This is a genomic window from Erythrobacter insulae (assembly GCF_007004095.1).
Taxonomy (GTDB): domain Bacteria; phylum Pseudomonadota; class Alphaproteobacteria; order Sphingomonadales; family Sphingomonadaceae; genus Erythrobacter; species Erythrobacter insulae.
Genome location: NZ_VHJK01000001.1, coordinates 1135765 through 1159818, shown reverse-complemented (window position 1 = coordinate 1159818; position 24054 = coordinate 1135765). Strand labels below are relative to the sequence as shown.

The following is a 24054-nucleotide window of genomic DNA, read 5'->3' as shown; positions in this document are numbered from 1 at the left end:
CCCAAGGAAGCCGAATGTACGATTTCAAACCCGATGACAGCCTTGAGACAGGCGAAAGATACCGGCAATTGTGCGATGCCGCAGACGCACTGACCAGCGATGAACCCGATGCTGTGGCCAATATGGCCAATGTCGCGGCGCTGATGTGGGAATTCCTGCCCGATTTGAACTGGGCAGGTTTCTACCGTGTCGGTGCGGGCAAAACGGGGCAGGATGAATTGATCCTCGGCCCGTTTGTCGGGCGTCCGGCCTGTATCCGCATCCCCATGGATAAAGGCGTATGCGGTGCCGCCGCATCATCTGGCAAGGTCCAGCGGGTCGATGATGTCCATGCATTTCCCGGGCATATTGCCTGCGATGCGGCCAGCCGATCCGAATTGGTTGTGCCGGTATTACGCGATGGCAGGACTATCGCTGTGATCGATCTCGACAGCCCGGAACCGGGCCGATTTACAGCGGAAGACGCAATTGGACTGGAAAAACTGGCTAGTCTGCTCAGCGGCCGGGTCTGACCCTTTTGAAAATCGGGCACCAATCGCCCCGAAACGAGACAAGGCGCCATTGGGCGCTTGGGCATTGACGGGTCTGAGTGGTAAACATTTGGCTAACCAAGTTTACCTGCGCGCGTCCACCGCGTGTAGCTCACTCAGGGGAATTTATTGATGTCTCGTACGATCCGCACCTTTTCTACAATCGCGCTTTCCGCATCTGCGCTCACCATGGCCAGCCCGGCACTGGCGCAATTGAGCGACGCAGATATCACAAATCTGCCGGAGCAATACCGGTCGGGACCGGTGGTGCAGGATGGCGGTGACACATCTGTCGGGCCGGACGGGGTCGAAACAATTGTCCGCACTCGCCGGATCGAAGGTTCAGCATCTCCGAGCGATCAATACTACGATGAACGCACCTATTACGATTCTGCGCCGGCATATGCTTACGCGCAGGCACCCGGTGCTGCTGTGTTCGAACGCGATCAATGGATCCAGGAATGCGAACGCCGCACAGACGGCCGCAGGGAAAAAGAAAAAGGCGGCATTATCGGCAGCCTCCTTGGCGCGATTAGCGGGGGGATCATCGGGAACCGGGTTGCCGGCGCGGGGGAACGCCTTGGTGGAACCCTGATCGGCGGCGGTGTTGGCGCATTGGGCGGCCTCTTGCTTGGCCAGTTGATTGGCGGCGGGAAAAAAGGCGACCGGTATGATTGCGCTGCTGCGCTCGACAGCTACCTATCGCAATACGGCCAGGGACAGCCCCGCTTTGCGACACGGGCGATCCCCGCACCAGCAGTCCAGGCGCCGGTTTATTCTTTTGGATACCCCGCCTACGCAGCTCCGGTGCAATACGGCTATGCGCCCAGCTATTCTTACAATTACGCGCCGCCGCAGCAGATCGTGTATGTGCCGGTGCGTTATGAGGAGCAACAACGCGTAATTGTGCGCGAGACTGTGCGCGAAGAAACCTACGAGGTGCCCGGAGCGGTGCGTCAGATTGATCGTCCAGCGCCCGCACCGCGCCCGATCAAGATGATCAAACAGCAACCTGTTCGCGTGACGCCTGCACCTGCACCGCGTCCTGTAAAAATGATCAAGCAGTAACCCATTCAAAAGCCCCGGAAGTCGCACTGCGCAACTTCTGGGGCTTGTTTTTTGTCTTTGTAAGCTCTTAAATCTATTGAATTCAGAGCCTTACTGAAAAGACAACTTTCTAGAACTCACCGCCGGTCAGACGTTGGCAAACCAGATCAAGTTGATCCAGCGACGCATACCGAATGGAAATAGAGCCGGTTCTTGGGTCCGCATCGGATTGAATCCGCACCGGCATTCCCAAAAACTCCTCCAGATGGTTTTGGACCGCCACGATATCGGCGTTCGCAGCCGGATCGCCTTGCGGAGTGGGCACCGCACCTGCCCCATTTGGGCTGGCTTTCTGAGCCATTTGACGGACCAGCTTTTCAATCTGGCGAACGGAAAGATTGTCGTTCACAGCCTTTGCCGCGAGCGTTGATGCATCGTCATGTCCGATCAATGCGCGGGCATGGCCCATGGAGAGCTTACCGCCCTCGACAAGATCAAGCACATTTTCCGGTAAATTGAGCAAACGCTGTGTATTGGCGACATGGCTGCGTGATTTTTCGACCATTCGGGCAATTTCAGCCTGCGTCATGCCCTCATCATCGGCAAGCCTTTGATAAGCGCGCGCTTCCTCGACCGGATTCAGGTCTTCACGTTGAAGGTTCTCAATAAGGGCCAGAGCCATCACTTCGCGATCATCAAGTTCCCGAACCAAAGCGGGAATTTCGTGCAGGCGGGCCTTTTGAGCAGCGCGCCAACGCCGCTCACCGGCAACCAGTTCATATTTCCCCGACCCGCGCGGGCGCACGATAATGGGCTGAATCACCCCTCGTTTCGCGATTGATGCGGCGAGTTCTTCCAAAGCATCCTGATCGAAATGTTTGCGCGGGTTTCCCGGCAGCGGCTTAATCGACGCTATTGGCAACGCCTGAAGGGCCGAATCCGACGCAAAACCTTGGCCAACCGGCTCCCCGGTTACCTCATTACGCACAAGTGGCTCTTCGCGCTTGGTCTCACCCAATAATGCGCCAAGGCCCTTGCCAAGTTTCTTCTTCTTATCCGCCTGGCTGCGCTGAGGGACGGAAAAACGGATTCGTTCGCTGCTCTTGCTCATGCCGCTTTCCTTTCGGGCGGAAAGCGACCGATCAATTCACGGGCCAAAGCGATATAGGCCCGGCTACCGGTGCAGGAATGATCATAGACGAGCGCTGGTAAACCGTGACTTGGTGCTTCGGATAGGCGCACATTGCGCGGTATCACGGTTTCGAACACCAGATTGCCAAGGCAATCGCGGACATCGTCGGATACCTGATCAGTCAAACGGTTGCGGCGATCATACATGGTCAGCGCAACACCGATGATATCGAGTGAAGGATTGAAGCGCTGCTGGACCTGTTCCACCGTTTGGAGCAACTGGCTAAGCCCCTCCAAGGCGAAAAATTCGCATTGGAGCGGCACCAGCAGGGTATCAGCCGCGCAAAGCGCGTTTAGCGTCAAAAGCCCAAGCGATGGCGGGCAATCAATGAAGCAGACATCGTGGCCCGTGTGATTTTCCAAAGCACGCCGCAAACGCGCGGTGCGTTCTTCAACAGAAACCAGCTCGACCTCCGCACCGCTCAGATCCTGTGTGGCCGGGACCAGGTCCAACCCGGGGATAGTAGTACCGACAAGAGTATCGGCCAGCGGCGTCTCATCGACAAGCAGGTCGTAGCTCGAAAGCCCACGTGATGCTGAACTGACCCCCATACCGGTGGATGCATTGCCTTGCGGGTCGAGATCGATAAGCATGGTGCGCCATCCGGTCGCAGCCATCGCGGTAGCCATGTTGATGGCAGTGGTGGTTTTGCCCACCCCGCCCTTTTGGTTCGCAATTGCTATTGTCAGCATGGATTCTTCACCTTTTTTCACCCGTAATGCGCAAATTTGAGCGCAAATCGCAGTCTCAGGCGCTTACGATGATGCCTGCGTCGCGATCGGTCAACGATTGTTCCACGTGGAACATCTTTCGAATCGAACTTTTTTGCTGATTCAATTCGTGCGCCGCTGACCGGCCTTTGGGCAAGAGGTAGCGCGTTGCCTTTGTGGAGAAGGGTGCGGATAAGTGCAGAAGCTTGTCCAACGGAGCGAATGCGCGTGCCGAAATGACACTGGCAGGGAACGGCGCAATACGCTCCAACCGATCGCCAAGGACTTCGCAGTTTTCCAAGCCCAAATCATCAACGCAGGCCTGAAGGAATTCCACGCGGCGCGCGCGCGACTCCACCAGTTTCATGGGCATGTCGGGCATGAGTACCGCGATTATGAGGCCAGGTGGGCCGGCACCCGTGCCGAGATCGAGCCATGGATCTGACCCTTTGCCAAGTGTTTCACGTGAAACATGCTCTAATAGCTGGGCGCTATCGGCAAAATGACGCTGCCAAATTTGCGCTTCGGATGGCTTGCTGATCAGATTTTGACGCTGGTTCTCAGCGAGCAGCAGTTCTGAAAACCGTACAAGGCGGTCATAAGCAGCCTGATCAACCATCCGCCGGACATAATCGCGGGCCTGTTCCTCGGTCTCAATCAATGCGGTCATGCGGCATATTGACCGGATTGCTGATACCGCCGTGCATGGACCAACAATGCAGAGAGTGCCGCTGGTGTTATGCCAGGCACCCTGCCCGCCGCGGCCAGCGTCACTGGGGCCGCTTTTGTCAGGCGTTCGACCATTTCATTCGATAGACCCGGCACCCGCGCATAGGGAAAATCAGATGCCAACGTCAGTTGCTCGCTGGCACGCAAATCCCGCAGTTCAGCCGCCTGCCGCTCCAGATAAGGCGCGTAATTGGCATCTTCCGCCATCTCTTCAGCCAGAATCGGGTCGAGATCCACTGCACCGCCCAGCCAGGGTTCAAGGGCAGACAGATCGATACCATCATGCCGGAGCCATTCGGAAACCGGCTTTTCCCCCCCATCACGGCGAACAGACAGTCCGGCATCCGCCAGTTCGCGCGCATGGAGCGGTTTCACAAATGCACTATCGATCTCGGCGCGGTGCTGTTCGCGTCGCTCAAACCACGTCTGGCGCTCTTCACCGACACAGCCCGCTTCTATTCCGAGCGATGTGAGGCGCGTGGAGGCATTGTTCGCGCGCAAACGCAAACGGTACTCCGCGCGCGCAGTCAACATGCGGTATGGCTCGCTCACGCCTTGCAGCGTCAGATCATCGATCATAACCGCAATGTATGAATTGGCCCGGTCAAGCTGCGGCGCAGCCTTCCCCAGCGTGGCCGCAGCGGCTTCCAATCCTGCGATCAGACCCTGTGCCGCCGCCTCTTCATATCCCGTTGTTCCGTTGATCTGTCCCGCACAATACAGGCCCGGAATAGCGCGTACCTGTAAATCGGGCGTCAAAGCGCGCGGATCGATATGGTCATACTCCACCGCATAACCCGGTACGACCATCTCCACAGTTTCCAACCCGGCCATCGCCTGTAGCATTTTCTGCTGCACATCGACCGGTAGAGACGTGCTGATCCCGTTTGGATAAACGTAGTGAGTGTTCAAACCCTCCGGTTCGAGGAAAATTTGGTGCCCATCACGATCACCGAATCGGTGGATCTTATCCTCTATCGATGGGCAATACCGCGGACCGGCGGCGTCGATTGCACCGGAGAACAACGGTGATCTGTGCAGGTTTTCACGGATCACATCGTGTGACGCGTGGGTTGTTCGTGTGATTGCGCAGAACACCTGCGGGTTCAGCCTAGCCTTGGTAAGCGGGGACATGGTCCAAGCCTCGGCATCCGAATGCTGTTCGGGAAGCCGGGACCAGTCAATTGTACGGCCATCAAGGCGCGGCGGCGTGCCAGTCTTTAGCCGCGCCATGGGCAAATCGGCACCGCGCAATTGCTGCGCCAGTTTCGCTGCGGCATTTTCGCCTATTCTGCCGCCTTCAAACTTTTCTTCACCGCGAAACAGAACACCCCCAAGGAATGTACCAGTGCAAAGAATAACGCGAGGTGCGTTGAGAATGGTGCCATCGGCCAGCTCAAGCCCAACGGCGGTCTCACCCTTAAGGACCAAGGCCGCAGCCTCACCCTCTATCAGTGAGAGGTTTTTTTGATTGCGCACGATTGTTTGAACCGCCGCTTTGAAAAGGACGCGGTCTGCCTGAACACGCGGACCCCATACTGCACTGCCTTTTGACCGATTGAGCATACGGTAATGGATAGCGCCGGCATCCGCAGCGCGGGCAAGCACGCCATCCAAGGCATCAACTTCGCGCATCAGATGGCCCTTACCCAGGCCGCCGATCGCGGGGTTGCAGCTCATCGCGCCAATTGCATCAAGATCAAAACTTACAAGTCCGGTACGCACACCGATGCGCGCGGCGGCGCAGGCCGCTTCAACACCGGCGTGACCGCCGCCGATTACCAAGACATCAAATTCATGCATGACGGCGCAAATAGAGATTGCGTCGCCAATCGTCAAAGAGGATTTGAATGCGTCATGGCTGCTTGGTTCGAAAAGCAATGTTCCACGTGAAACACAGTCCGCTCATCATTTGCCAATACAGAAACGGCCAAAGAGCGCATCTAGCATATCTTCGGTCGTCGTCCTGCCGATCAGGCGGTCAAACGCCACTCTGGCCCTCCTCAGCTCCTCTCCGACCAAAAGTAGGTCGTTCTGGCCTTGCGTGCCTCCCAACGCATCACGGGCGTCTGAAAGCAATCCGCGCTGGCGGGCATTGAGAGCGGCTTCACCGGGTTTGGGAAAAGAGGCACGGGCCAGATCAACGAGAGCGCTCTTGAGGCCCGACACACCCTCTCCAGTCACCGCCGAGACACTCGCAAAGGGAGCGGCTTTCGGTTCGTGCCCGTCGTCGTCAATTCTCGCGGCGATCTCCAGAGCGCCAACCGGACCTGTGTTTTGCTCTCCAAGCCATAACACTGCGTCCGCCCGGCTCAGCTCGGACTTTGCCCGATCAATGCCAATTCCCTCGATCTCGTCATCGCTATCTTCGCGCAAACCGGCGGTATCAACAAACAGGAATGGCACGCCCGAAATTGAAACCGGTCGTTCAATCACATCCCGCGTCGTACCGGCGATGGGGGAAGTGATCGCTGCTTCGCTTTCCACCAATGCATTGAAAAGCGTTGATTTGCCCGAATTGGGCGGCCCGGCCAAAACAACTCGGTAACCCTCGCCCAGCTTTTCCGAGCCGGGTCGGCTCAGCCAATCATCAAGCTCCTTTGTCAGCGCCGCGATGTTCCACGTGAAACCCTCAGGAAGCTCGCTTACGTCGTCCTCGTCTGAAAAATCGAGCGCCGCCTCTATTTGTGCCGATAGCACAAGCAACTGCGTCCTCCATGAACCCACATGTCCCGAAAGCACCCCGCTGGCATTTGCCATGGCCGCCGCGCGCTGAAGCTCCGTTTCGGCAGATAACAAATCCGCCAGCCCCTCCGATTCGGCCAGATCGATCCGGCCATTGGCAAAGGCCCGCCGCGTAAACTCGCCCGGTTCTGCCGCTCTTAAACCGTCTATCACCGCCAATGCATTCTGAACCGCCGCGAGAACTGCACGCCCGCCATGACAATGCAGTTCCGCAAGATCTTCACCGGTCGCCGTGTTTGGTCCCGGAAACCAGAGAACCAGCGCCTCATCCAGAATGTTTCCGCCCGCATCCGACAATTTCGCAAGGCTTGCCCTGCGCGGCGCAAAATCGCGTCCAGCCAAAAGACCCAACGCTTTGCCTGCAACTGAACCGCTAATCCGGATTACACCGATCGCAGCGGGTGCAGCGCCGCTGGACACGGCAAAAATTGTATCGGTCATGGTAAGACGGCGTCCGGCAATTTAATCTTTGTTTTTGGGGGAGCTCTTTTTCGAACCCGCGCCCATCATGCCGCCTTCGACGAAATTCTGAAACATTTTCAAGCCCGCCTGACCCATCGGCGCCAATGCCATCGCATATTCTTGCAGTTGCGCGGGGTTGCTTACACCCTTCATCGCTTTTGTGATGTTCTCTACATAAACGCTGTTGGCCTGGCTTACATCGGGAAGACCCATGAAGCTGCGCGCTTCCTCCGGTGTGCAATCGATCTCGATATTGACCTTCACTGCTCTTCTCCCGTTAAATCTGCCTTATAGCAGACGTTTCTATTCGCCGTGTTTGTCATTTCGGTTTGGCAAAGCCAATAGGCAATGGGTAATCATGACGCATGCACTTGCATGAACGTTGGCGAAGGAGTTGATCATATGGATATCCAGTCCGCCCTCGCCCGGTGGCACACCGTCGCAAAAAATGGCAGTCAGCCGGACGAACTCACTGCGATTATGCGTGAAGACGCCGTGTTCCATTCTCCGGTCGTGCATACGCCGCAGAAAGGGCGACCGATTGTGGTCGCTTATCTCTCCGCAGCTTCACAGACGCTGGGCAATGACAGTTTTCCCTATGTGCGAGAAGTGATCGGCGAAGATACCGTGATGCTCGAATTCGAAACCTCGATGGAGGGAATTCAGGTCAACGGCGTGGATATTATCACCTTCGATAACGAAGGGTTGATAATGGATTTCAAGGTCATGGTCCGACCGTTAAAGGCGGTCAACAAAGTCTGGGATATGATGGCAGCCCAACTGGGACGCCAAGAATCCTAGTTCAAAACCGCAAAATTCTTGATGATTTTGGCGATTTGCGGATCGAGGCCCTTGGGCAAACCTGCCTCCAGAGCTTCCCGGCGGCTCTCGATACTTTCCGCGATCAAAACCCGCTTCATCGCCCAATCAGGGCACGCACGCTTGTTAATCTTCTTGTGTTCGAGCATCGAGATGCCCGTATGGCGCGGATCATGTGTAATGCGCAGCATAAGCTCGACCAGTTCGGCATCGTCTCCCTCAAGCAATTGAAGGAAGTTGCGGCCATTGTACAAAAGCAGACCCGTGATGCCACGGGCCGGGTTGTTGCGCGCGCTGCTTGCCAGGATAGTCTCTACTTCATCGCGAGAGAGGCTGGGCGCCGTGCTGATATAGAGATACTGACTTAGCATACGCGTAAACCCTTAACCCTGCCCGGCCCTATTGCCAATCCTGCAGAGGGAAAAACCGCATCGGCTCCGCACTTTGCTTGCGCAAGCAATGCGTAAACATGCAGAGCCGACGTGGTCATCTGACCAGATTACTGGTTCATCGTGTCGAAGAAATCTTCGTTCGTTTTGGAATCCTTCATCTTGTCGAGCAAGAATTCCATCGCATCGATGGTGCCCATTTGCATGAGAATCCGGCGCAGCACCCACATTTTGGAAAGCTTGTCTTTTTCGACCAGCAATTCTTCCTTACGCGTGCCGGATTTTCCAACATCAAGCGCTGGGAAGATCCGCTTGTCAGCGACCTTACGATCCAGAACAATTTCCGAGTTACCGGTGCCTTTGAATTCTTCAAAGATCACCTCGTCCATCCGGCTACCTGTGTCGATCAACGCAGTCGCGATGATGGACAGCGAACCACCCTCTTCTATGTTCCGTGCCGCACCAAAGAAACGCTTGGGACGTTGCAATGCATTGGCATCGACACCGCCGGTCAGAACTTTACCAGAGCTTGGCACCACAGTGTTGTAGGCCCGGCCAAGACGCGTGATCGAATCCAGCAGGATCACGACATCATTCTTGTGCTCCACCAGACGTTTTGCTTTTTCGATAACCATTTCAGCGACTTGAACGTGGCGATTGGCCGGTTCATCAAAGGTCGAAGAGATAACCTCGCCTTTGACACTGCGTTGCATATCGGTGACTTCTTCTGGACGCTCATCAACCAGCAAAACCAGCAGGAAAACCTCTGGGTGGTTGTCGGTGATCGCCTTGGCAATGTTCTGCAGCAAAACGGTTTTACCAGTCCGCGGCGGTGCCACGATCAACGCACGTTGGCCTTTACCCTGAGGCGAGATGATATCGATCACCCGCGCCGATTTGTCCTTCACCGTCGGATCGAGCGTATCAAGCGACAGTTTCTGATCGGGATAGAGCGGCGTCAGGTTGTCGAAATTCGTGCGCATGCGGACTTGCGCCGGATCCTCGAAATTGACCGTCGTAAGGCCCGTGAGCGCGAAATAGCGTTCGCCCTCTTTGGGGGCGCGGATCTCTCCTTCGACCGTATCACCGGTACGCAGGCCCCATTTGCGGACCTGATTCGGCGAAACATAGATATCGTCTGGGCCAGCGAGATAATTGGCCTCGGGTGAACGCAGAAAGCCGAAACCGTCCTGGAGCACTTCGATTGTGCCGATGCCCATGATGTCTTCGTTGTATTCTTCGTCTTCGGCGAGCTCGCGCAGGATGCTGAACAACAGATCCTGCCGGCGCATGGTCGATGCGCCCTCAACGCCCAATTCCTCGGCCATCTGGACGAGTTCGGCCGGAGTTTTCGCTTTTAAGTCTTTAAGATGCATTGAAAATTATTCCAAAATCAGTAGATTGGCCGGCTCGTCAGTACCTCTTTGAAAGAGGTGCCTTTTTCAAAAGGCATGGGCTTGGAGAAAGCAGACGGAAAATCACAAAATTGCAAAGTTCATACCGGTAGAAGTCTTTAAAATACGCCGGGCGCACTGCCCGGTCAATCAAAGTTTGTCAGAATGGCTTCAAATAAACGAGCGCCACCACGAGCACGAGAATCAAACCGGGCACTTCCCCGATCATCCGCAGGCGTTTCTCGCTCAAAGGACGCTCTCCTCGGGCCATCTTCTTGGTCTGGGCAACCAGCCATCCGTGATATCCGGTAAGCGCCAGAACCAGCGTCAGCTTACCGTGAAACCACCCTTGCGAAAATGCACCGATTGAATAGGCGAGCGTCAAGCCCAGAACCCAAACGATGATCATGCTGGGCGTAAGAATGATCTTGCGCAGTTTGCCCATACGCTCGGCCCACTTGGCTTCACCCACAGAGCCGGATTCGTGATCCAGCATGTAAATGCACTGGCGCGGCAACATGAACAATCCGGCGAGCCAGAAAACCATGAAGATCACATGGCCAATTTTAAGCCACGGATAAATCGAGAATAGAAAATCTTGCATGGCCGCTCTCTAACCGCCGCGAAGGGCAGCAAGCAACTCCTCAACATGCGCAATTGGCGTAAATTGCCCGATACCATGGCCCAGATTGAACACATGCGGGCGATCTTCAAACGCTTCGATGATGGTACGAACGCGCTTACCAACCTCAGGACCGCCCGCCTCCAGCAAGAGCGGATCGAAGTTCCCCTGAACCGGCATTCCGGCAGGCAAATTCGCATGGGCCCACGCCGGATCCAGTGTTTCGTCAAGGCCCACCGCATCAACACCTGTTTCGCGGGCATAGGCAGGCAATTTTGCGCCCGCGCCCTTTGGAAAGCCGATCACAGGAGTATCGGGATGCGATTCCTTGATCGCAGCCGTTATCCGGGCATTCGGAGCCACAACCCAGCGTTCAAATTGATCAGGCGCAAGGCTGCCAGCCCAGCTATCGAACAATTGCACTGCTTCTGCGCCGGCATCGATCTGACCGCGAAGATATTCGATCGAGCAGTCGATAATCGCATCGCAAATTGCCTGCATACGCGCCGGATCACGGTAAGCCAAAAGCCGCGCTGGTCCCTGATCCTTGGAGCCTTGACCTGCAATCATGTAGGTCGCGACAGTCCAGGGTGAACCCGCAAAGCCCAGCATCGTCACATTATCAGAGATAAGCTCACGGGTGAGGCGCACTGTTTCATAAACAGCATCAAACCGCTCTTTGGCTTCGGTGAAGGATGAAAGCTCCGTTTCAAGCAGTGTCGGGCTCAATTTTGGCCCTTCGCCTGCGAGAAATTCCAACCCTTGCCCCATCGCATGCGGTACAATCAGAATATCCGAAAACAGGATCGCACCGTCAAAACCAAACCGTCTGATAGGTTGAACGGTAATTTCGGCAGCGGCTTCGCTATCATAGACGAGTTCCAGAAACCCGCCCTTGTCTGCGCGCAATTCGCGGTATTCGGGAAGATACCTTCCAGCCTGCCGCATGAGCCAAACCGGAGCGATATCTTGTTTTGAACCTTTGAGTGTTTCGAGCAATGGGCCCGGCATACGTGTTCCTTACAATCTATAATAATATAATTTTTTAAAGGATGATGGTGTTAGTTGGCCCTGTGGAAACCGGGAATTACCATTCACTGCCCGATTTCTCCCGCTGTGAACACCCCTATGTGTCAATGCGACTCTACACATTTGCGTGGTCAAGCCAATTCTATCCACGCTATCCTCAGCCTGTTGAAATGGCTGGGATAGTGTAGACAACCACCCCTGACAAAAACCGGATAGCGAGGATGAAATTTCCTCCCATGCTTGTCGACCGATCTTTACCGTGGTTTATGCCCCTGACTATCCACAAGCGTGAAAACTGCGGCAACCACATTATGAACCGATTGAACTTGCACCTTGTTTCGGATTCTACCGGCGAAACCCTGGAAATGATCGCAAAGGCGGCGCTTGCGCAATTCGATGATCCCAGCGTCAACCGCCATTTTTGGCCCATGGTTCGATCACGTCAACATCTGGATCGGATTGTCCCCGATCTGGCGGACAATCCCGGACTGGTGCTGTTTACTCTGGTTAACCCCGAAACCCGGTCCCGGTTGGAAGAACATTGCCGCACGCTTGGCTTGCCCGCCGTGCCGGTGCTTGATCAGGTAACAGCCGCTTTGGAATCGCAACTGGGTCAAGAAGCGCATGGCCGGCCCGGGCGCCAGCATTCGATGGATGATGATTACTTCAAGCGTGTTGATGCGATTCAATTCACCATCGCTCATGATGACGGTATCGGCCATGAAAACTGGGAACAGGCCGACATCGTTCTGGCCGGGGTATCACGCAGTTCAAAAACTCCGACCAGCATCTATTTGGCCAATCGCGGATACAAGACCGCGAATATCCCGATTGTTATCGAAAGTCCTCCGCCCAAATCCCTGTTTCAGCTGCGCCATCCGCTTGTCGTGGGATTGACCACTGCACCGGACCGGCTGGTTCAAATTCGGCGCAACCGCTTACTGTCGCTCAATGAAGGGACCGAAACCCCCTATGTTGATGATGACAAGGTAAAGAGCGAGCTTCAATATGCGCGGCGCATGTTTGCCGATAATGGCTGGCCGGTGATCGATGTGACGCGGCGTTCCATTGAAGAAAGTGCAGCGGCGATTATCCGGCTGGCTCAGGAACGCCAACGTAAAGACGCCCAGGTGGATGGTGTTTCAAAGCCTATATGACCGATAACAGCTTTAGCCCGATCCGCCTTATCCTCGCATCGAAATCCGCCTCGCGCCGCGCGATGCTGGACGCTGCAGGGGTATCGTACGATCCAATTCCCGCTGATGTCGATGAACGCGCAATTGAAGATGCCCTCGCCGGGTCCAGCCCGGCTGAAATAGCCGAGGCGCTAAGCGTGGCAAAAGCGGCCGCACTGGCTCCCGATAATCCACATGCAATGGTGCTGGGCAGCGATTCTCTGGTCGTGGTTGAGGGCGAGCGGTTTGATAAACCGACATCGCGCGAAAATGCAGCGCAGCATCTTCGGTTCTTTTCCGGCAAGACTATAGAGCTGCATAGCGCAGCCGCCCTTGTCAGGAATGACACGTGCGAATGGTCCCATACCGATCTTGCCCGGCTGAAAGTCCGCGATCTTTCCGATGATTTTATCGGGCATTATCTTGATAAGGAATGGCCTGCCGTCAGTTTCACAGTCGGCGTTTTCCGGATCGAAGCAATGGGTGTGCAATTGTTTGAAGCGATCACCGGGGATCAGTTTACCGTTCTTGGAATGCCGCTGCTCCCGGTTTTGGGCGCGCTGCGCGAACACGGTGTCCTGAAGTCATGAGCACTCCGTTTGCGCACGTAATAGGCGATCCGATTGCCCAATCGAAATCGCCCCTTATCCATGGCTTCTGGCTGGAAAAGCTGGGTATCGCCGGGCGTTACAAGGCGCGTCACGTCAAACCCGGCGAGTTGGGTGCCTATCTTTCAAAACATCGTGAAAATGGCAGCTGGATCGGGTGCAATGTCACCATGCCGCACAAACAAACGATCCTGCCCCATCTCGACGCGCTTGATCCGGTTGCCGAATTGCTTGGTGCGGTAAACACCGTCGTGCGGCAGGAAAACGGCACGCTTATCGGGTTTAACACAGATGCGCCGGGGTTTCTTGAACCGCTTCAGCCTGTTTTAAAGTCTCAGCATCTGTTTCGTATGGCGCGTATTATCGGAACCGGCGGCGCGGCGCGCGCGATTATCGCTGCGCTGTCTGATAACGGCTTCACTCTGGTGGTTGCTGGCCGAAACCCTGCCAAAGCGCGCGCTTTGCTTGATGAATTGGCTGGCGATGGGGAGCATCACGCCATCGGGATCGATCATTTCAGGCAGCCCACCGATTTTGCCTTTGACGACCGCGAGGGGTGCTGCGATCTGGTGATCAATGCATCGCCGCTCGGCATGGCTGGCAATCCAGAACTGGTTTTTGACTGGAGCCATGCTCCCCCGCGCAGCATAGCCTATGATATCGTCACCAATCCTGTCGAAACACCCTTTTTGAAAGCCGCTCGTGCGGCAGGACATCCCACGATAAATGGCCTTTCCATGCTCATTGGTCAGGCAGCAATCGCGTTTGAGAAATTTTTCGGAGCCCCGCCACCGCGGGATCACGATGCTGAATTGCAAGAGTTGCTGATAAAGTGACCAAACCGACGATCATCGGCCTCACCGGCTCTATCGGGATGGGCAAATCGACCGTCGCGGCCATGTTCGAAGCCGCCGGTGTTCCCGTTTTTGATGCCGATGCCGAAGTCCGCGCCATGCAGGGCCCAGGCGGGTCATTGAACGCGGCCATAGAAGAAGCATTTCCCGGTTCCACCGGTCCCGAAGGCGTGAAACGCGAAGCGTTGGGCAAACTGGTTTTCGGAGACAAAGAGGCACTTGGCCGGCTGGAGGCGATTGTTCACCCCGCAGTGGGCAAGAACCGGATGAAATTCCTGTCCGATCATGCCGATGCCGCCATGATCCTCTTTGATATCCCGCTATTGTTCGAACGCGGCGGTCACGAAGGGGTGGATGCAATAGTCGTGGTTTCTGCCCCCGCTGACGTTCAACGCGAACGGGTGCTTGCGCGCGCCGGCATGACCGAAGAAAAATTCGAACACATCCTGTCGCTGCAAGTGCCCGATTCTGAAAAGCGTGAACGGGCCGATTACGTCATAGATACCGGCACTTCGCTTGAAGAGACACAGGCGCAGGTTGCCGCGCTGATCCCGAAAATTGCCGCGCGCTGCGGATAGCATCCGTTTCGGAGCCATCGGGCCTATTGCACTTGGCTGAACTTGGGTGAATAACACTCGTGATGCGTGAAATTATCTTTGACACCGAGACAACCGGCCTTGACCCCAAAACCGGGGACCGAATGGTGGAAATCGGATGCGTTGAAATGGTTGGCCGGATTGAAACTGGCAACACATACCACGCCTATTACAACCCAGAACGCGATATGCCCTCCGCTGCCGAAGCGGTGCACGGGCTTTCGATTTCTTTTCTGGAAACGAAGCCGAAATTCTCAGAAACCGCCGATGAATTGCTCGAATTTCTGGGCGATGCCCCTCTGGTCGCGCATAATGCGGGATTCGATTTCGGATTTCTGAATAACGAACTTGAGAGAATCGGCCGCGAACCGGTTTCACTCGACCGGATGATCGATACAGTCGCCATCGCACGCAAGCGCCACCCTGGTGCCAAGCTATCGCTGGATGCGCTATGCACCCGCTACGGTGTTGATCGCAGCCACCGCGTGAAACACGGCGCATTGCTTGACGCGGAATTGCTGGCGCAGGTCTATATTGAACTGAACGGCGGGCGGCAGATTGGACTGGAACTCGCAGCTGATGCCGCCGGAGGCACGGGCGCATCAGGCACATCTACCTTTGCAACGCCAGCGCTTCCAAACAGACCGGACAAACCCCGCAGGCAGCCGCGCCCGCACACCGCATCAGCGGCTGAACTTTCCCGCCATCAGGAATTTGTCGCCGGCATCAAAAACGCCTTATGGGCGCGCTGATTAACTGGCGCGAACCTGTTTGGATCGCGGTATCGAATAGACGAACGACAACACAAAAGGAGACTGCGCTACGATGGATATCCGGATATCGGGCCACCAGGTCGAAACAGGCGCTGCATTGCAGGAACATGCATCCGATCGAATGAGCGGGATTGTCGATAAATATTTCGACGGCGCTCTTTCCACCCACGTGACATTCGGCAAAGCGCCTGCCGGAGCATTCCGCTGTGATATTGTGACCCATGTCAATCACGGGACCATCCTAAAAGCGCAAGGCAGCGCCCATGATGCGCACATGGCGTTGGATAACGCGGCTGCCAAAATTGAAAAACAGCTGCGCCGTTACAAGCGCCGCCTGACAGACCACCACGAGCGCGCCAGCCATGCCCGCGCGGAAGAAGACGCCGCTTACACCATCTTTGCTGCCGATGAACCCGAAGCCGAGATTGTCGCAGCTTCGCCGCCAATTATCGCCGAAACCAGAGTGGATATTCCAACCGCTACCGTGGCCGATGCGGTCATGATGCTTGATCTGCGGGATACCAATGCGCTGTTCTTCAAAAATGCTGGAACTGACAGGCATAATATGGTTTATCGCCGCGCTGACGGCTCGATTGGTTGGCTAGAGCCACGCTAGAGCCACATTTTGGTCGTTCTGAATAACGGCTTGAACATATAGCTGGTCTGCGTCGGGCACTGGCATAGGAGATATACGCATCCCGATCGGGGTGCCTCCACCATATGCCTGGTCTGTCGCCGTCGATAAGCACACTGATCTGGGATTCTGAATTCGTAATGGACGTGAATATCACCATGCTGCCTGAAGCGGTCGTAATTGATCGTCTTGAGACCAAACAAGGTGTGCTCCGGCATATTGCGGCGCATTTTGCGAAAGTTTATGGCCTCGACAGCACTGAAATTCTTGATGGTCTCGAACAGCGCGAGGCTCTTGGCAGTACTGGATTTGGCCGGGGTACGGCGATCCCGCATTGCCGAAGTGCCGATGTGCGCAAACCGACGATGGTCCTGCTGAAACTGGAACAGCCAGTGGATTTCGGAGCCGCTGATGCGGTGCCGGTTTCGTTGTTTTTCGGCCTCGTTTCTCCCGAAAATGCCGGTGCTACCCATCTTCATGCGCTGGCGGCGATCTCTCGTTTTATGCGTGACGATGCGATGGTTCAGGCCTTGAATGATGCGCCAGACGCCGAGGCGATGTTTGCTTTGCTTACCGATCAATTCCTGCGCGATGCCGCCTGATCATATGCCAGATGATATGAAATCCGGGCCATCTGGCGCGGACCTTCATTATCGCGCGCTGGAACGGCTTTATGATTCGGCCCCCATCAATGATGTATTCGCGTCCAAGCTGGAAATTCCAGCAGAGGGCCGTTCGCGGCTGACTTTTACGGTCGATGAGGCGGTGTTTCATGCCGCTGGCGCTGCGCATGGGACGATCTACTTCAAAATGCTGGATGATGCCGCGTTCTACGCCGCCAACACAATGGCGACTGACCGGTTCTTGCTCACCACCAGTTTCAACCTCCATTTCACCAAACCCGTGCGCGCGGGCAAGGTGATTGCCGAGGGCCGGTGGGTCAGCGGAAAACGCCGGGTGTTTGTTGCAGAGGCGCGTCTGGTCGATAGCGAAGGCGATGAAATCGGCCGCGGCACCGGCACATTCATGCGCTCGCGAATCGCATTGTCGGGCCTTCCCGGCTATTCTGCGGTGGGATGAGCGAGCCTGTCCGCCTTCCGGCGCATGTCGAGATATCCGGTCTGATTCGTGTGATCGAATCAAATGGCGGGTCCGCGATGGTCCTGGCCAAGGGAGAGCGCGACGCAGGGACCATTGTTCTGCTAACTATGTATCGCGGAAATGACGTGCGGCTATTCGAAAGAATGCCACAACTCGATGGAACACGAGCTTTCGTACCGACGAAAAAACAAGACTCTGAAAACCCACAAGAAATTTTTGAGTATATTGAGCGGAGGCGAAGTCAGGACCCCGATATCTGGGTTTTAGAGGTGGATATCGATAACCCGGAACGGTTCATCGCACTTATGCCGGATTAACTTGACCTTCAATTCTGCCGGTCTATTTCGCCGACAGCTTCCAGATGCGGAGGCTGGCAAAACAACAATTCGGTTGTGGGACCAGCACGCAGACGGGGGGCAGCCGGCAGGCAAGGCAGAACCATCATACAACCCGCGTAAAAATCGCAACAGGTTCCCACCTGCGTCGGAGCTCGCTCACCGCACAAAAAGTGAATTTAATGGGTCGCAAGACTTACTCTTTAAGCGCTGTCGCAATCATAGCGACAGCCAGTTTGAGCTTCTCCAGCGCCGATGGCGCAGGAGCGTATGCGCAAGACGCCGGGGACATCCCCGTGACGGCGCAAGCCGGTCCATCAGCCGAAGAGCTGGTTGAGATCGTCCCTCAAACACCAGTGTTTGTATCCGAAGAGGTCGTTCAACCTGTTCCGGAAAAGACAGCTGAACCTGAAACCGCAGAACCGGCATTGGACGCCGAATCGCTGCGCGAACTGGTCAGCATCGTCGATCAGCCCGATGACATGTCAGAACAGATGCGCTGCCTTGCCGGTGCCGTTTATTTCGAATCACGCGGTGAACCGCTCGCAGGCCAGCTTGCTGTGGCTCAGGTGATTATCAATCGCGCAGAAGATCGCCGTTTCCCGGCAAGCTATTGCGGCGTCGTTTACCAGCGTTCGCAATTTTCGTTTGTAAAGAACGGCCGGATGCCCCGGATTAAAACCACTTCGGCCGCTTGGGACCGTGCAAAATCCATCGCCCGTATCGCCCATGAAGATATGTGGGAATCCGAAGCAGGCGAAGCTGTGTATTTCCACGCAAATTACGTTCGCCCCAAGTGGAGCTATCGCAAGACCCGTACTGCACAGATCGACACCCATATCTTTTATCGGTGAACATGCGGCAGACCGTCAGGTTTGTGACCAAAATAACAATTTAAAACCCTCGCCTTGATCGGCGGGGGTTTTTGTTTGTACCGGACGCGGATTTAACCGCGCAACATAGCCCATGTCGGCGCGTGATCGCTGGCCTTTTCGCGTCCCCGATGATCGCGATCAACACCAACTGCCTGCAACCGGTCGGCTAGCTCGGGTGATAAAAGGATATGATCGATCCGAAATCCGTGATCGCGTTGCCACGCGCCCGCCTGATAATCCCAATATGTCCATACGCCGCCGCGCGGGTTCAGGGTGCGAACCGCATCGGTCCACCCATCAGCCAGCAATGTTGAATAGGCAGCGCGGCTTTCCGGCTGCATCAATGCGTCAGCCGCCATGGCCTTTACCGAATAGGTATCATCATCCTGCGGGATGACATTGTAATCGCCCAGCACCGCAGCAGGCACTTCCTCGGCCCAGATTTCTTGCATCCGCGCGCGCAGTCTTTCCATCCAGGCCAGTTTATAATCGAATTTGGGCCCTGGATGGGGGTTTCCATTAGGCAGATAAATGCACACGATGCGCACGGTTTTGCCATTTTTGTCGGTAACATTCGCCTCGAGATAGCGTGATTGCTCGCCTTCGCCCTCTTTGGGCCCGTCAATGCCAAGGCCGCGCCGGATCTCTTTAGGGGGCTCGTATCCCGCTGTTCCATCAGTCAGAATGGCGACGCCATTGAAGCTCTTCTGCCCGTGCCAGATTGCATGATAACCAAGCTCTTCAAACTCGGACGCCGGGAAGCCCTCGTCCTGTGTTTTGATTTCCTGAAGACATGCGACCGCAGGCCGTGTCTCGGCCAACCATTCTTTCAGCCGCGGCAATCGGGCTTTTATACCGTTGATGTTGTAGGTGGCGATTTTCATGGCAGTGCTCATTCTTGGGCTTCTGCCTGAATTGGCATGCGGGGTAAAACCTAAATGCCGAAGCTTGAGCCGCAACCGCAACCGGCCGCTGCTTTGGGGTTTTCCACCTTGAAGGCTGCCCCGCCAAGCGATTCAACAAAATCGACGACACTGCCGCCTACGAGATCAAGGCTGATCGGATCCACCACCAGCTTCACTCCATCGGTTTCGCTGACCAAATCGTCTCTGTCAGCGCCCTCTGCCAGGTCGAACTTGTACTGAAAACCGGAACAACCACCACCCTCAACGGAAAGCCGCAGGATTGCAGGCTTGGTCTGTTTGTCCGCGATCCACGCAATGCGCTTCGCGGCGGCGGGTGTGAGAGTGAGTGTTTCGGCCATGCAATGGATTTAGGGCGGCAAGCCCCATTCCACAAGCTTAAGCGGTCTGGATATAATTACGGATCGCTTCGGCTTCCTGTTCGACAGCGTCGATTTTGTCCTTCACCAGATCGCCAATCGAAATAAACGCGACCAAGGCACCATCCTCTACCACCGGGAAATGGCGAAAGCGGCGTTTTGTCATCAACGCCATCGCATCATCGATCCGGGTTGATGGTTCGATCGTAATTGCCGGCGATGTCATGATCGCTTCGACCGGCATATTCAGGCAATCCGCCCCTTGTTCTGCGAGGCGATAAATCACGTCACGTTCGGAAATAATGCCAGCGACGGAGCCGCCGCGCATTACAGGCAGCGCGCCGATCCGTTGTCCGGCAAGGATAGTAACAGCCTCCGACACCAGAGTCGTAACATCGCATGAGACGATGTCAGAAGCCGAGCGACCTGCGATAATTTTTGCGATTGTCATGGATAAGCTCTCCTCTGCCTGATCACAAAATGCCACTTTCGCTGCAGAAAAGCGAGTCCGGGGGTAAATGCGTGCAAACCGCGCCTTCTTGCAAGCGCAGTTGCATGCAAAACCATTGCAATGCTGCATCTGCGCAGTCATGTGAGGGTCATGGCCAAAAAATCCCCTCTCGATGATCCAGCCACAGCGGCACACGCTTGGGCGCGCTATCGCCAGATCATGCGGATGCTCATGATGATCACGATTGGCGTCGTGTTGATCGCGGTTGCGGTGCTGTATGCCTATAACGGGGCGATTTCGGTGCATTTCTATATCGCGGTTGCGCTGGGCATCAGCTTTACGATGCTTTTGACGGGCGGCCTGATGGGATTGGTTTTCCTGTCAAACGGTACCGGACACGACGAATCAGTCGACAATCGCCTGCCGAGTGCAGACGAATTATTTGGCGATAAGGATCGGGATTAGGGGCGTCCGGCCTGCATAACCCGGCGGGCGGCGCAGATTAGACTGATTGATTACTCGGGCGGCGTTAGCCTGAATTCCTCGACCGGGACGCCGCCGATCAAATGCTCATCGATGATCCGTTCCAACGCATCGGGATGGCAGGAATGGTACCACACCCCATCCGGCCAAACGACAGCGATCGGACCGGCACCGCAAATCTGCAAACAATCTGCTTTTGATCGCTGAACCCCGCCGCCTGCGCCTTTCGGGTGCATGTCTGTCCGCTTGGGCCCCACCAGCCCGCGCTCTTTCAATCGGTCTTTCAGGAATTGCCACGCAATGGCCCCTTCGGCGCGGGAACAGCATTTCTGTTTTTCAGAGACAGCGCACAGAAAAATATGGCGCTCAACCAGATCGCCTTTTTCCGCGCTGCCGTATTTTTTCGTCAAGGCGACCTGCGCTGCGAGACCTTTGGGATCAGTCATCGGCTGCTGCTTTGTCATCGTTCAACCAGCGATCCAGCCAGCCAAACACGGTCTGATGCCACTGCAGTGAATTTTCCGCGCCAAGCACCCAGTGGTTTTCATCGGGGAACACGAGCAATTGCGAAGGGATACCGAGTTCTTGCAGCGCGGTGAAACTTTGCAGGCCTTGTGTATATGGAACGCGGAAATCGCGCTCTCCGGTGATGACCAGCATCGGGCTTTGCCACTGATCGACATGGTTCACCGGGTTCCAACGTTCATATTGGTCGCGGGCTTCGGAATATGATCCTCCAAAATCCCACCGCGGGAACCACAATTCCTCGGTCGAATAATAGAAGCTGCGCATGTCGAACAAGCCGTCATGCTGGACCAGACAGTTGAACCGGTCGGGCCATTTGCCCGCGATCCAATTGACCATATATCCGCCATAGCTGGCGCCCATCGCGCAGGCGCGGTTGCCATCGATCTGGCTATCAAGCTCAAGCGCGGCGGCGAGCCCTTTTTGCAGGTCTTCAAGAGGTTTACCGCCCCAGTCACGGTTGATCGCATCGGTGAAATCCTGGCCGTATCCGGTGCTGCCATGGAAATCGACCGAGATGACCGCATAGCCCTGACTGGCGAGGACGCGCGGGTTCCAGCGGGACGACCAGCTATCGGCGAAGCTGCCTTGCGGGCCGCCATGGATATACAGGATCGCCGGGATCGGACCTTTCTGTTTCTCGAGCCGCGTGATCTGGCCCCATACCGTGTCGCCATCGGCCCCGGCAAAGCTGAACCGGGTGGTGACGGTCGATGCCATTTCACCCATGCGGCTGGTCACAATATCGGTTAACGGGCGTGCCTGACCCAACCGGTCGGATAGGAACAATTCACTCGGCACCCCGATAGAATCGCGGGTGAATAACAGCCGGTCATCCGATAGCGGCACAAGGTTTCCGATATGCGCTTCGTTTCCGGCCATCAGGTCCAGTTTTTCAACCTGGCCTGTGTTTGGATCGATCCTGAACACAGGTGTGTCGAGTACATCGGATGCTGTCGCGAGCAGATATGTGCCGTCGGCGGACCATGCGAGACTGCCAAAGGACAGATCGACATCCTGCGTTAGAGCGCGGGTCTTACCCGTTTTCAGATCGCGCAGCTGCACCACCAGGCGATCCGCTTCGTATCCGGGGCGCGCCATCGCCAGATAGGCCAGATGCTTGCCATCGGGCGAGGGTGTGGGCGCGATATCAACCGCTCTGTTTGCGCCCGTTAAAACTTGGGGTCCGGTTCCCGAGAGATCAGCAAAATAGATATCGTGATCGGTCGAAACAGGTTCATTTGCATCAGCTTGACGGGCAACGAAATAGACGCCCGAGCCATCTGGTGCCCAAGCGATATCCTCACCGCCGCCAAACGGCATGGTTGGCGTGTTGCCGGTAATGCCCGTGGATGCGGGATCGCCGTCCACCGGCATGCCATCGCCGACAACCTTGCCGCCTTCCATTCCGAACAGGAAAACACGGTTATAGATGCCAGGCGCCGACCAACGATCCCAATGGCGCACAAACCCGCCATCGCCCTGGTAGAGACGGCCCGTCCCCGGACCTGGCAGATGCGCTGCTGGGTCTTCCACGCAGCCAAAGCGCGGGCAATCGCGCGGGATTTCGGCCCACAAGGCCACGCCGCTGCCATCCGGAGCGAGTTTGAAACCGGCAATGTCAGTGCCCGGAATGTCAGCCACGATCACCGTGCCGTTCACATCGCCATTGGCTTTCAGGGCCGCACGCCAGAGCCGTGACCGGGGTTCCTGTTCTTCGTCAGGATGCTGTGTGCTGAGAAAATAGAGAAAATTGTCGGGACCAAACGCAAGCGCTGCCCCTTTTATGGGAAGGTCGAAGGCTACAGGTTTTGCATTGCTTTGCTTCAGGTCCAGCACATAATGCTGGCGTGTGCGATCAAATGTTTCCGCATCGGTTTCGGTGACGGAGAACACCGCATATCTGTCTGCGGCAACAATCGCTCCGCCAAGCCGGGGCATGGTGACCAAATCGGCGGCCGACATCGGAGCTGCGGCAGTATCCGAACTCTCTAATAGTGAGGCATTCGGTTCAGACTTGGCGTGATCGTCCGCCGATACCGGCGTCGAGGCAAGCGCAGTTGCCGCCGCAGCGGCACTGATAAAAGGGATCCATCGCATGGGCTCGGGATTAACGCGCTTCTAAGGTGTGCGCTAGTCAAACCGCGAAAATTGACAGAGGCTTATCTTTTCTTGCCGGCGATCCGCGCGATTTCCGCCTGAACCATCTTTTCAACCATGCCGGGCAGGTTTTTGTCGAGCCAGTCGGCCAGCATCGGCCGAAGCAACTCGCGGGTCATCCCTTCGAGCGAGGTTTCGCCTGAGCGAACGATCTGCGGACGCGCGCCGGGCTCTGAAATCATGGCAAGCGCAGCCAGATTTTCCTGCATTGCGCCGCGCACCTCTTCGGTAATCAAAGGCGTGTCGGCATCATCATCTGACGACGCAGCGGATACACGCTGTTCATCATCTTCCAATTCCATTTCTGCCAGATCGAGAATGCTTTCGGTATCGTCACCATGATCATCGGCTGGGACTACATCGTTTGGGGCATCTGCAAGGTTTTCAACTGCGTCTTCGCGGCGTTGACGCGCCTGAAGCGCGTTATCGCGATTGTCGCGCGCGATCACTTTTTTGATCGACTCAAGGATTTCCTCAACCGAAGATTCGTTGTGCGCCACGCTTTGCCCCAGACCTATCGCTGTTAACCATACC

30 protein-coding genes are annotated in these 24054 nt (G+C 56.0%); 14 read left to right on the top strand and 16 right to left on the bottom strand.

All coding sequences use genetic code 11. The features are described from left to right. The first annotated feature begins 14 nt into the window (after positions 1-14). Positions 15-512, top strand: a complete 498-nt coding sequence (locus FGU71_RS05550; protein ID WP_142787634.1) for a GAF domain-containing protein — start codon at positions 15-17, stop codon at positions 510-512. A gap of 150 nt (positions 513-662) precedes the next feature. Continuing rightward, positions 663-1598 carry a hypothetical protein gene (locus tag FGU71_RS05545; protein ID WP_142787633.1) on the top strand — a complete coding sequence of 312 codons (936 nt, stop codon included), beginning with the start codon at positions 663-665 and terminating at the stop codon, positions 1596-1598. Positions 1599-1707: 109 nt separating this feature from the next. On the opposite strand, the gene FGU71_RS05540 is transcribed toward FGU71_RS05545, so the two are convergent. The 6 genes from FGU71_RS05540 to FGU71_RS05515 all read right to left on the bottom strand — a co-directional run bounded on the left by FGU71_RS05540 (position 1708) and on the right by FGU71_RS05515 (position 7679). Continuing rightward, a complete protein-coding gene (locus tag FGU71_RS05540) occupies positions 1708-2688 on the bottom strand; it encodes a ParB/RepB/Spo0J family partition protein (protein WP_142787632.1) in 981 nt (326 codons plus the stop codon). Beyond that, positions 2685-3461, bottom strand: a complete 777-nt coding sequence (locus FGU71_RS05535) for a ParA family protein (RefSeq protein WP_142787631.1) — start codon at positions 3459-3461, stop codon at positions 2685-2687. The genes FGU71_RS05540 and FGU71_RS05535 overlap by 4 nt, the downstream gene beginning before the upstream one ends. Before the next feature lie 55 nt (positions 3462-3516). Continuing rightward, positions 3517-4149: a 16S rRNA (guanine(527)-N(7))-methyltransferase RsmG gene (gene rsmG, locus FGU71_RS05530; RefSeq protein ID WP_142787630.1), complete on the bottom strand. Its 633-nt coding sequence runs from the start codon at positions 4147-4149 to the stop codon at positions 3517-3519. Next, positions 4146-6011 (bottom strand): tRNA uridine-5-carboxymethylaminomethyl(34) synthesis enzyme MnmG, encoded by a 1866-nt coding sequence (gene mnmG, locus FGU71_RS05525; RefSeq protein ID WP_142787629.1) that lies wholly within the window; start codon positions 6009-6011, stop codon positions 4146-4148. The genes rsmG and mnmG overlap by 4 nt, the downstream gene beginning before the upstream one ends. 105 nt (positions 6012-6116) lie before the next feature. Continuing rightward, on the bottom strand, positions 6117-7394 hold the full coding sequence (gene mnmE, locus FGU71_RS05520; protein WP_142787628.1) for a tRNA uridine-5-carboxymethylaminomethyl(34) synthesis GTPase MnmE: 1278 nt from the start codon (positions 7392-7394) through the stop codon (positions 6117-6119). 21 nt (positions 7395-7415) lie between these two features. Then, positions 7416-7679: a DUF6489 family protein gene (locus FGU71_RS05515; RefSeq protein ID WP_142787627.1), complete on the bottom strand. Its 264-nt coding sequence runs from the start codon at positions 7677-7679 to the stop codon at positions 7416-7418. Between the two features lie 138 nt (positions 7680-7817). On the opposite strand from FGU71_RS05515, the gene FGU71_RS05510 reads away from it, so the two are divergent. After that, positions 7818-8216, top strand: a complete 399-nt coding sequence (locus FGU71_RS05510; RefSeq protein WP_142787626.1) for a nuclear transport factor 2 family protein — start codon at positions 7818-7820, stop codon at positions 8214-8216. Here the strand turns inward: FGU71_RS05510 and FGU71_RS05505 are convergent. The 4 genes from FGU71_RS05505 to hemE form a co-directional block, all read right to left on the bottom strand. Beyond that, the gene (locus tag FGU71_RS05505) at positions 8213-8605 is read right to left on the bottom strand and encodes a BLUF domain-containing protein (protein ID WP_142787625.1); all 393 of its coding nucleotides are present in this window, start codon (positions 8603-8605) and stop codon (positions 8213-8215) included. The two genes, FGU71_RS05510 and FGU71_RS05505, sit on opposite strands and share 4 nt — an antisense overlap. Before the next feature lie 128 nt (positions 8606-8733). Then, on the bottom strand, positions 8734-9999 hold the full coding sequence (gene rho, locus FGU71_RS05500) for a transcription termination factor Rho (RefSeq protein ID WP_142787624.1): 1266 nt from the start codon (positions 9997-9999) through the stop codon (positions 8734-8736). Positions 10000-10177: 178 nt separating this feature from the next. Continuing rightward, entirely contained in the window at positions 10178-10621 is a 444-nt protein-coding gene (locus tag FGU71_RS05495; RefSeq protein WP_142787623.1) for a CopD family protein, read from the bottom strand. A 9-nt stretch (positions 10622-10630) separates the two neighbouring features. Further along, the gene (hemE, locus tag FGU71_RS05490; protein ID WP_142787622.1) at positions 10631-11650 is read right to left on the bottom strand and encodes a uroporphyrinogen decarboxylase; all 1020 of its coding nucleotides are present in this window, start codon (positions 11648-11650) and stop codon (positions 10631-10633) included. Positions 11651-11979: 329 nt separating this feature from the next. Between hemE and FGU71_RS05485 the strand changes: the two genes are divergently transcribed. The 10 genes from FGU71_RS05485 (at position 11980) to FGU71_RS05440 (ending at position 18598) form a co-directional block, all read left to right on the top strand. Further along, entirely contained in the window at positions 11980-12825 is an 846-nt protein-coding gene (locus FGU71_RS05485) for a pyruvate, water dikinase regulatory protein (RefSeq protein WP_142787621.1), read from the top strand. Then, entirely contained in the window at positions 12822-13433 is a 612-nt protein-coding gene (locus FGU71_RS05480; protein ID WP_142787620.1) for a Maf family protein, read from the top strand. The genes FGU71_RS05485 and FGU71_RS05480 overlap by 4 nt, the downstream gene beginning before the upstream one ends. Then, on the top strand, positions 13430-14287 hold the full coding sequence (gene aroE / locus FGU71_RS05475; RefSeq protein WP_142787619.1) for a shikimate dehydrogenase: 858 nt from the start codon (positions 13430-13432) through the stop codon (positions 14285-14287). The genes FGU71_RS05480 and aroE overlap by 4 nt, the downstream gene beginning before the upstream one ends. Further along, positions 14284-14883 (top strand): dephospho-CoA kinase, encoded by a 600-nt coding sequence (gene coaE, locus FGU71_RS05470; RefSeq protein WP_142787618.1) that lies wholly within the window; start codon positions 14284-14286, stop codon positions 14881-14883. The genes aroE and coaE overlap by 4 nt, the downstream gene beginning before the upstream one ends. A 62-nt stretch (positions 14884-14945) precedes the next feature. Further along, complete coding sequence (gene dnaQ, locus FGU71_RS05465) at positions 14946-15653, top strand: DNA polymerase III subunit epsilon (RefSeq protein WP_142787617.1); 708 nt, start codon at positions 14946-14948, stop codon at positions 15651-15653. A gap of 73 nt (positions 15654-15726) precedes the next feature. After that, a complete protein-coding gene (hpf, locus tag FGU71_RS05460; protein ID WP_142787616.1) occupies positions 15727-16290 on the top strand; it encodes a ribosome hibernation-promoting factor, HPF/YfiA family in 564 nt (187 codons plus the stop codon). A 158-nt stretch (positions 16291-16448) separates the two neighbouring features. After that, positions 16449-16910, top strand: coding sequence for a PTS sugar transporter subunit IIA (locus FGU71_RS05455; RefSeq protein ID WP_142789001.1), 462 nt, complete (start codon positions 16449-16451; stop codon positions 16908-16910). A 4-nt stretch (positions 16911-16914) separates the two neighbouring features. Beyond that, positions 16915-17388, top strand: a complete 474-nt coding sequence (locus FGU71_RS05450) for a PaaI family thioesterase (protein WP_234035658.1) — start codon at positions 16915-16917, stop codon at positions 17386-17388. Next, positions 17385-17726 (top strand): DUF1491 family protein, encoded by a 342-nt coding sequence (locus FGU71_RS05445; protein ID WP_142787614.1) that lies wholly within the window; start codon positions 17385-17387, stop codon positions 17724-17726. Before FGU71_RS05450 ends, FGU71_RS05445 begins: the two co-directional genes overlap by 4 nt. Positions 17727-17926: 200 nt before the next feature. Next, positions 17927-18598, top strand: coding sequence for a cell wall hydrolase (locus FGU71_RS05440; protein ID WP_142787613.1), 672 nt, complete (start codon positions 17927-17929; stop codon positions 18596-18598). 92 nt (positions 18599-18690) lie between these two features. Here FGU71_RS05440 and xth read toward each other — a convergent pair whose 3' ends face one another. Genes xth through FGU71_RS05425 form a run of 3 tightly spaced genes read right to left on the bottom strand, consistent with a single transcriptional unit; the run spans position 18691 to position 20352 of the window. After that, positions 18691-19503, bottom strand: a complete 813-nt coding sequence (xth, locus tag FGU71_RS05435; protein ID WP_142787612.1) for an exodeoxyribonuclease III — start codon at positions 19501-19503, stop codon at positions 18691-18693. 50 nt (positions 19504-19553) lie between these two features. Further along, on the bottom strand, positions 19554-19883 hold the full coding sequence (locus FGU71_RS05430; protein ID WP_142787611.1) for a HesB/IscA family protein: 330 nt from the start codon (positions 19881-19883) through the stop codon (positions 19554-19556). Between the two features lie 37 nt (positions 19884-19920). Then, the gene (locus FGU71_RS05425; protein WP_142787610.1) at positions 19921-20352 is read right to left on the bottom strand and encodes a CBS domain-containing protein; all 432 of its coding nucleotides are present in this window, start codon (positions 20350-20352) and stop codon (positions 19921-19923) included. A gap of 150 nt (positions 20353-20502) precedes the next feature. On the opposite strand from FGU71_RS05425, the gene FGU71_RS05420 reads away from it, so the two are divergent. Continuing rightward, the gene (locus tag FGU71_RS05420) at positions 20503-20817 is read left to right on the top strand and encodes a hypothetical protein (RefSeq protein ID WP_142787609.1); all 315 of its coding nucleotides are present in this window, start codon (positions 20503-20505) and stop codon (positions 20815-20817) included. Positions 20818-20867: 50 nt separating this feature from the next. Here FGU71_RS05420 and FGU71_RS05415 read toward each other — a convergent pair whose 3' ends face one another. The 3 genes from FGU71_RS05415 to FGU71_RS05405 form a co-directional block, all read right to left on the bottom strand. Next, entirely contained in the window at positions 20868-21281 is a 414-nt protein-coding gene (locus FGU71_RS05415) for a (2Fe-2S) ferredoxin domain-containing protein (RefSeq protein WP_142787608.1), read from the bottom strand. Further along, positions 21274-23460 (bottom strand): dipeptidyl-peptidase 5, encoded by a 2187-nt coding sequence (locus FGU71_RS05410; protein ID WP_142787607.1) that lies wholly within the window; start codon positions 23458-23460, stop codon positions 21274-21276. Before FGU71_RS05410 ends, FGU71_RS05415 begins: the two co-directional genes overlap by 8 nt. A 62-nt stretch (positions 23461-23522) precedes the next feature. Beyond that, on the bottom strand, positions 23523-24020 hold the full coding sequence (locus FGU71_RS05405) for a DUF2497 domain-containing protein (protein ID WP_234035657.1): 498 nt from the start codon (positions 24018-24020) through the stop codon (positions 23523-23525). Between the last annotated feature and the right edge of the window lie 34 nt (positions 24021-24054).

Bases quoted from the DNA above. Each gene is read 5' to 3' on its own strand.
- FGU71_RS05505 (WP_142787625.1), bottom strand. From the start codon at position 8,605: ATGCTAAGTCAGTATCTCTATATCAGCACGGCGCCCAGCCTCTCTCGC.
- mnmE (WP_142787628.1), bottom strand. From the start codon at position 7,394: ATGACCGATACAATTTTTGCCGTGTCCAGCGGCGCTGCACCCGCTGCG.
- FGU71_RS05510 (WP_142787626.1), top strand. From the start codon at position 7,818: ATGGATATCCAGTCCGCCCTCGCCCGGTGGCACACCGTCGCAAAAAAT.
- mnmG (WP_142787629.1), bottom strand. From the start codon at position 6,011: ATGCATGAATTTGATGTCTTGGTAATCGGCGGCGGTCACGCCGGTGTT.
- hemE (WP_142787622.1), bottom strand. From the start codon at position 11,650: ATGCCGGGCCCATTGCTCGAAACACTCAAAGGTTCAAAACAAGATATC.
- rho (WP_142787624.1), bottom strand. From the start codon at position 9,999: ATGCATCTTAAAGACTTAAAAGCGAAAACTCCGGCCGAACTCGTCCAG.
- dnaQ (WP_142787617.1), top strand. From the start codon at position 14,946: ATGCGTGAAATTATCTTTGACACCGAGACAACCGGCCTTGACCCCAAA.
- FGU71_RS05495 (WP_142787623.1), bottom strand. From the start codon at position 10,621: ATGCAAGATTTTCTATTCTCGATTTATCCGTGGCTTAAAATTGGCCAT.
- FGU71_RS05440 (WP_142787613.1), top strand. From the start codon at position 17,927: ATGGGTCGCAAGACTTACTCTTTAAGCGCTGTCGCAATCATAGCGACA.
- FGU71_RS05550 (WP_142787634.1), top strand. From the start codon at position 15: ATGTACGATTTCAAACCCGATGACAGCCTTGAGACAGGCGAAAGATAC.
- aroE (WP_142787619.1), top strand. From the start codon at position 13,430: ATGAGCACTCCGTTTGCGCACGTAATAGGCGATCCGATTGCCCAATCG.
- FGU71_RS05545 (WP_142787633.1), top strand. From the start codon at position 663: ATGTCTCGTACGATCCGCACCTTTTCTACAATCGCGCTTTCCGCATCT.
- FGU71_RS05420 (WP_142787609.1), top strand. From the start codon at position 20,503: ATGGCCAAAAAATCCCCTCTCGATGATCCAGCCACAGCGGCACACGCT.
- FGU71_RS05485 (WP_142787621.1), top strand. From the start codon at position 11,980: ATGAACCGATTGAACTTGCACCTTGTTTCGGATTCTACCGGCGAAACC.
- xth (WP_142787612.1), bottom strand. From the start codon at position 19,503: ATGAAAATCGCCACCTACAACATCAACGGTATAAAAGCCCGATTGCCG.
- rsmG (WP_142787630.1), bottom strand. From the start codon at position 4,149: ATGACCGCATTGATTGAGACCGAGGAACAGGCCCGCGATTATGTCCGG.
- FGU71_RS05410 (WP_142787607.1), bottom strand. From the start codon at position 23,460: ATGCGATGGATCCCTTTTATCAGTGCCGCTGCGGCGGCAACTGCGCTT.
- hpf (WP_142787616.1), top strand. From the start codon at position 15,727: ATGGATATCCGGATATCGGGCCACCAGGTCGAAACAGGCGCTGCATTG.
- FGU71_RS05445 (WP_142787614.1), top strand. From the start codon at position 17,385: ATGAGCGAGCCTGTCCGCCTTCCGGCGCATGTCGAGATATCCGGTCTG.
- FGU71_RS05480 (WP_142787620.1), top strand. From the start codon at position 12,822: ATGACCGATAACAGCTTTAGCCCGATCCGCCTTATCCTCGCATCGAAA.
- FGU71_RS05450 (WP_234035658.1), top strand. From the start codon at position 16,915: ATGCCAGATGATATGAAATCCGGGCCATCTGGCGCGGACCTTCATTAT.
- FGU71_RS05455 (WP_142789001.1), top strand. From the start codon at position 16,449: ATGGACGTGAATATCACCATGCTGCCTGAAGCGGTCGTAATTGATCGT.
- FGU71_RS05535 (WP_142787631.1), bottom strand. From the start codon at position 3,461: ATGCTGACAATAGCAATTGCGAACCAAAAGGGCGGGGTGGGCAAAACC.
- FGU71_RS05430 (WP_142787611.1), bottom strand. From the start codon at position 19,883: ATGGCCGAAACACTCACTCTCACACCCGCCGCCGCGAAGCGCATTGCG.
- FGU71_RS05425 (WP_142787610.1), bottom strand. From the start codon at position 20,352: ATGACAATCGCAAAAATTATCGCAGGTCGCTCGGCTTCTGACATCGTC.
- FGU71_RS05415 (WP_142787608.1), bottom strand. From the start codon at position 21,281: ATGACTGATCCCAAAGGTCTCGCAGCGCAGGTCGCCTTGACGAAAAAA.
- FGU71_RS05540 (WP_142787632.1), bottom strand. From the start codon at position 2,688: ATGAGCAAGAGCAGCGAACGAATCCGTTTTTCCGTCCCTCAGCGCAGC.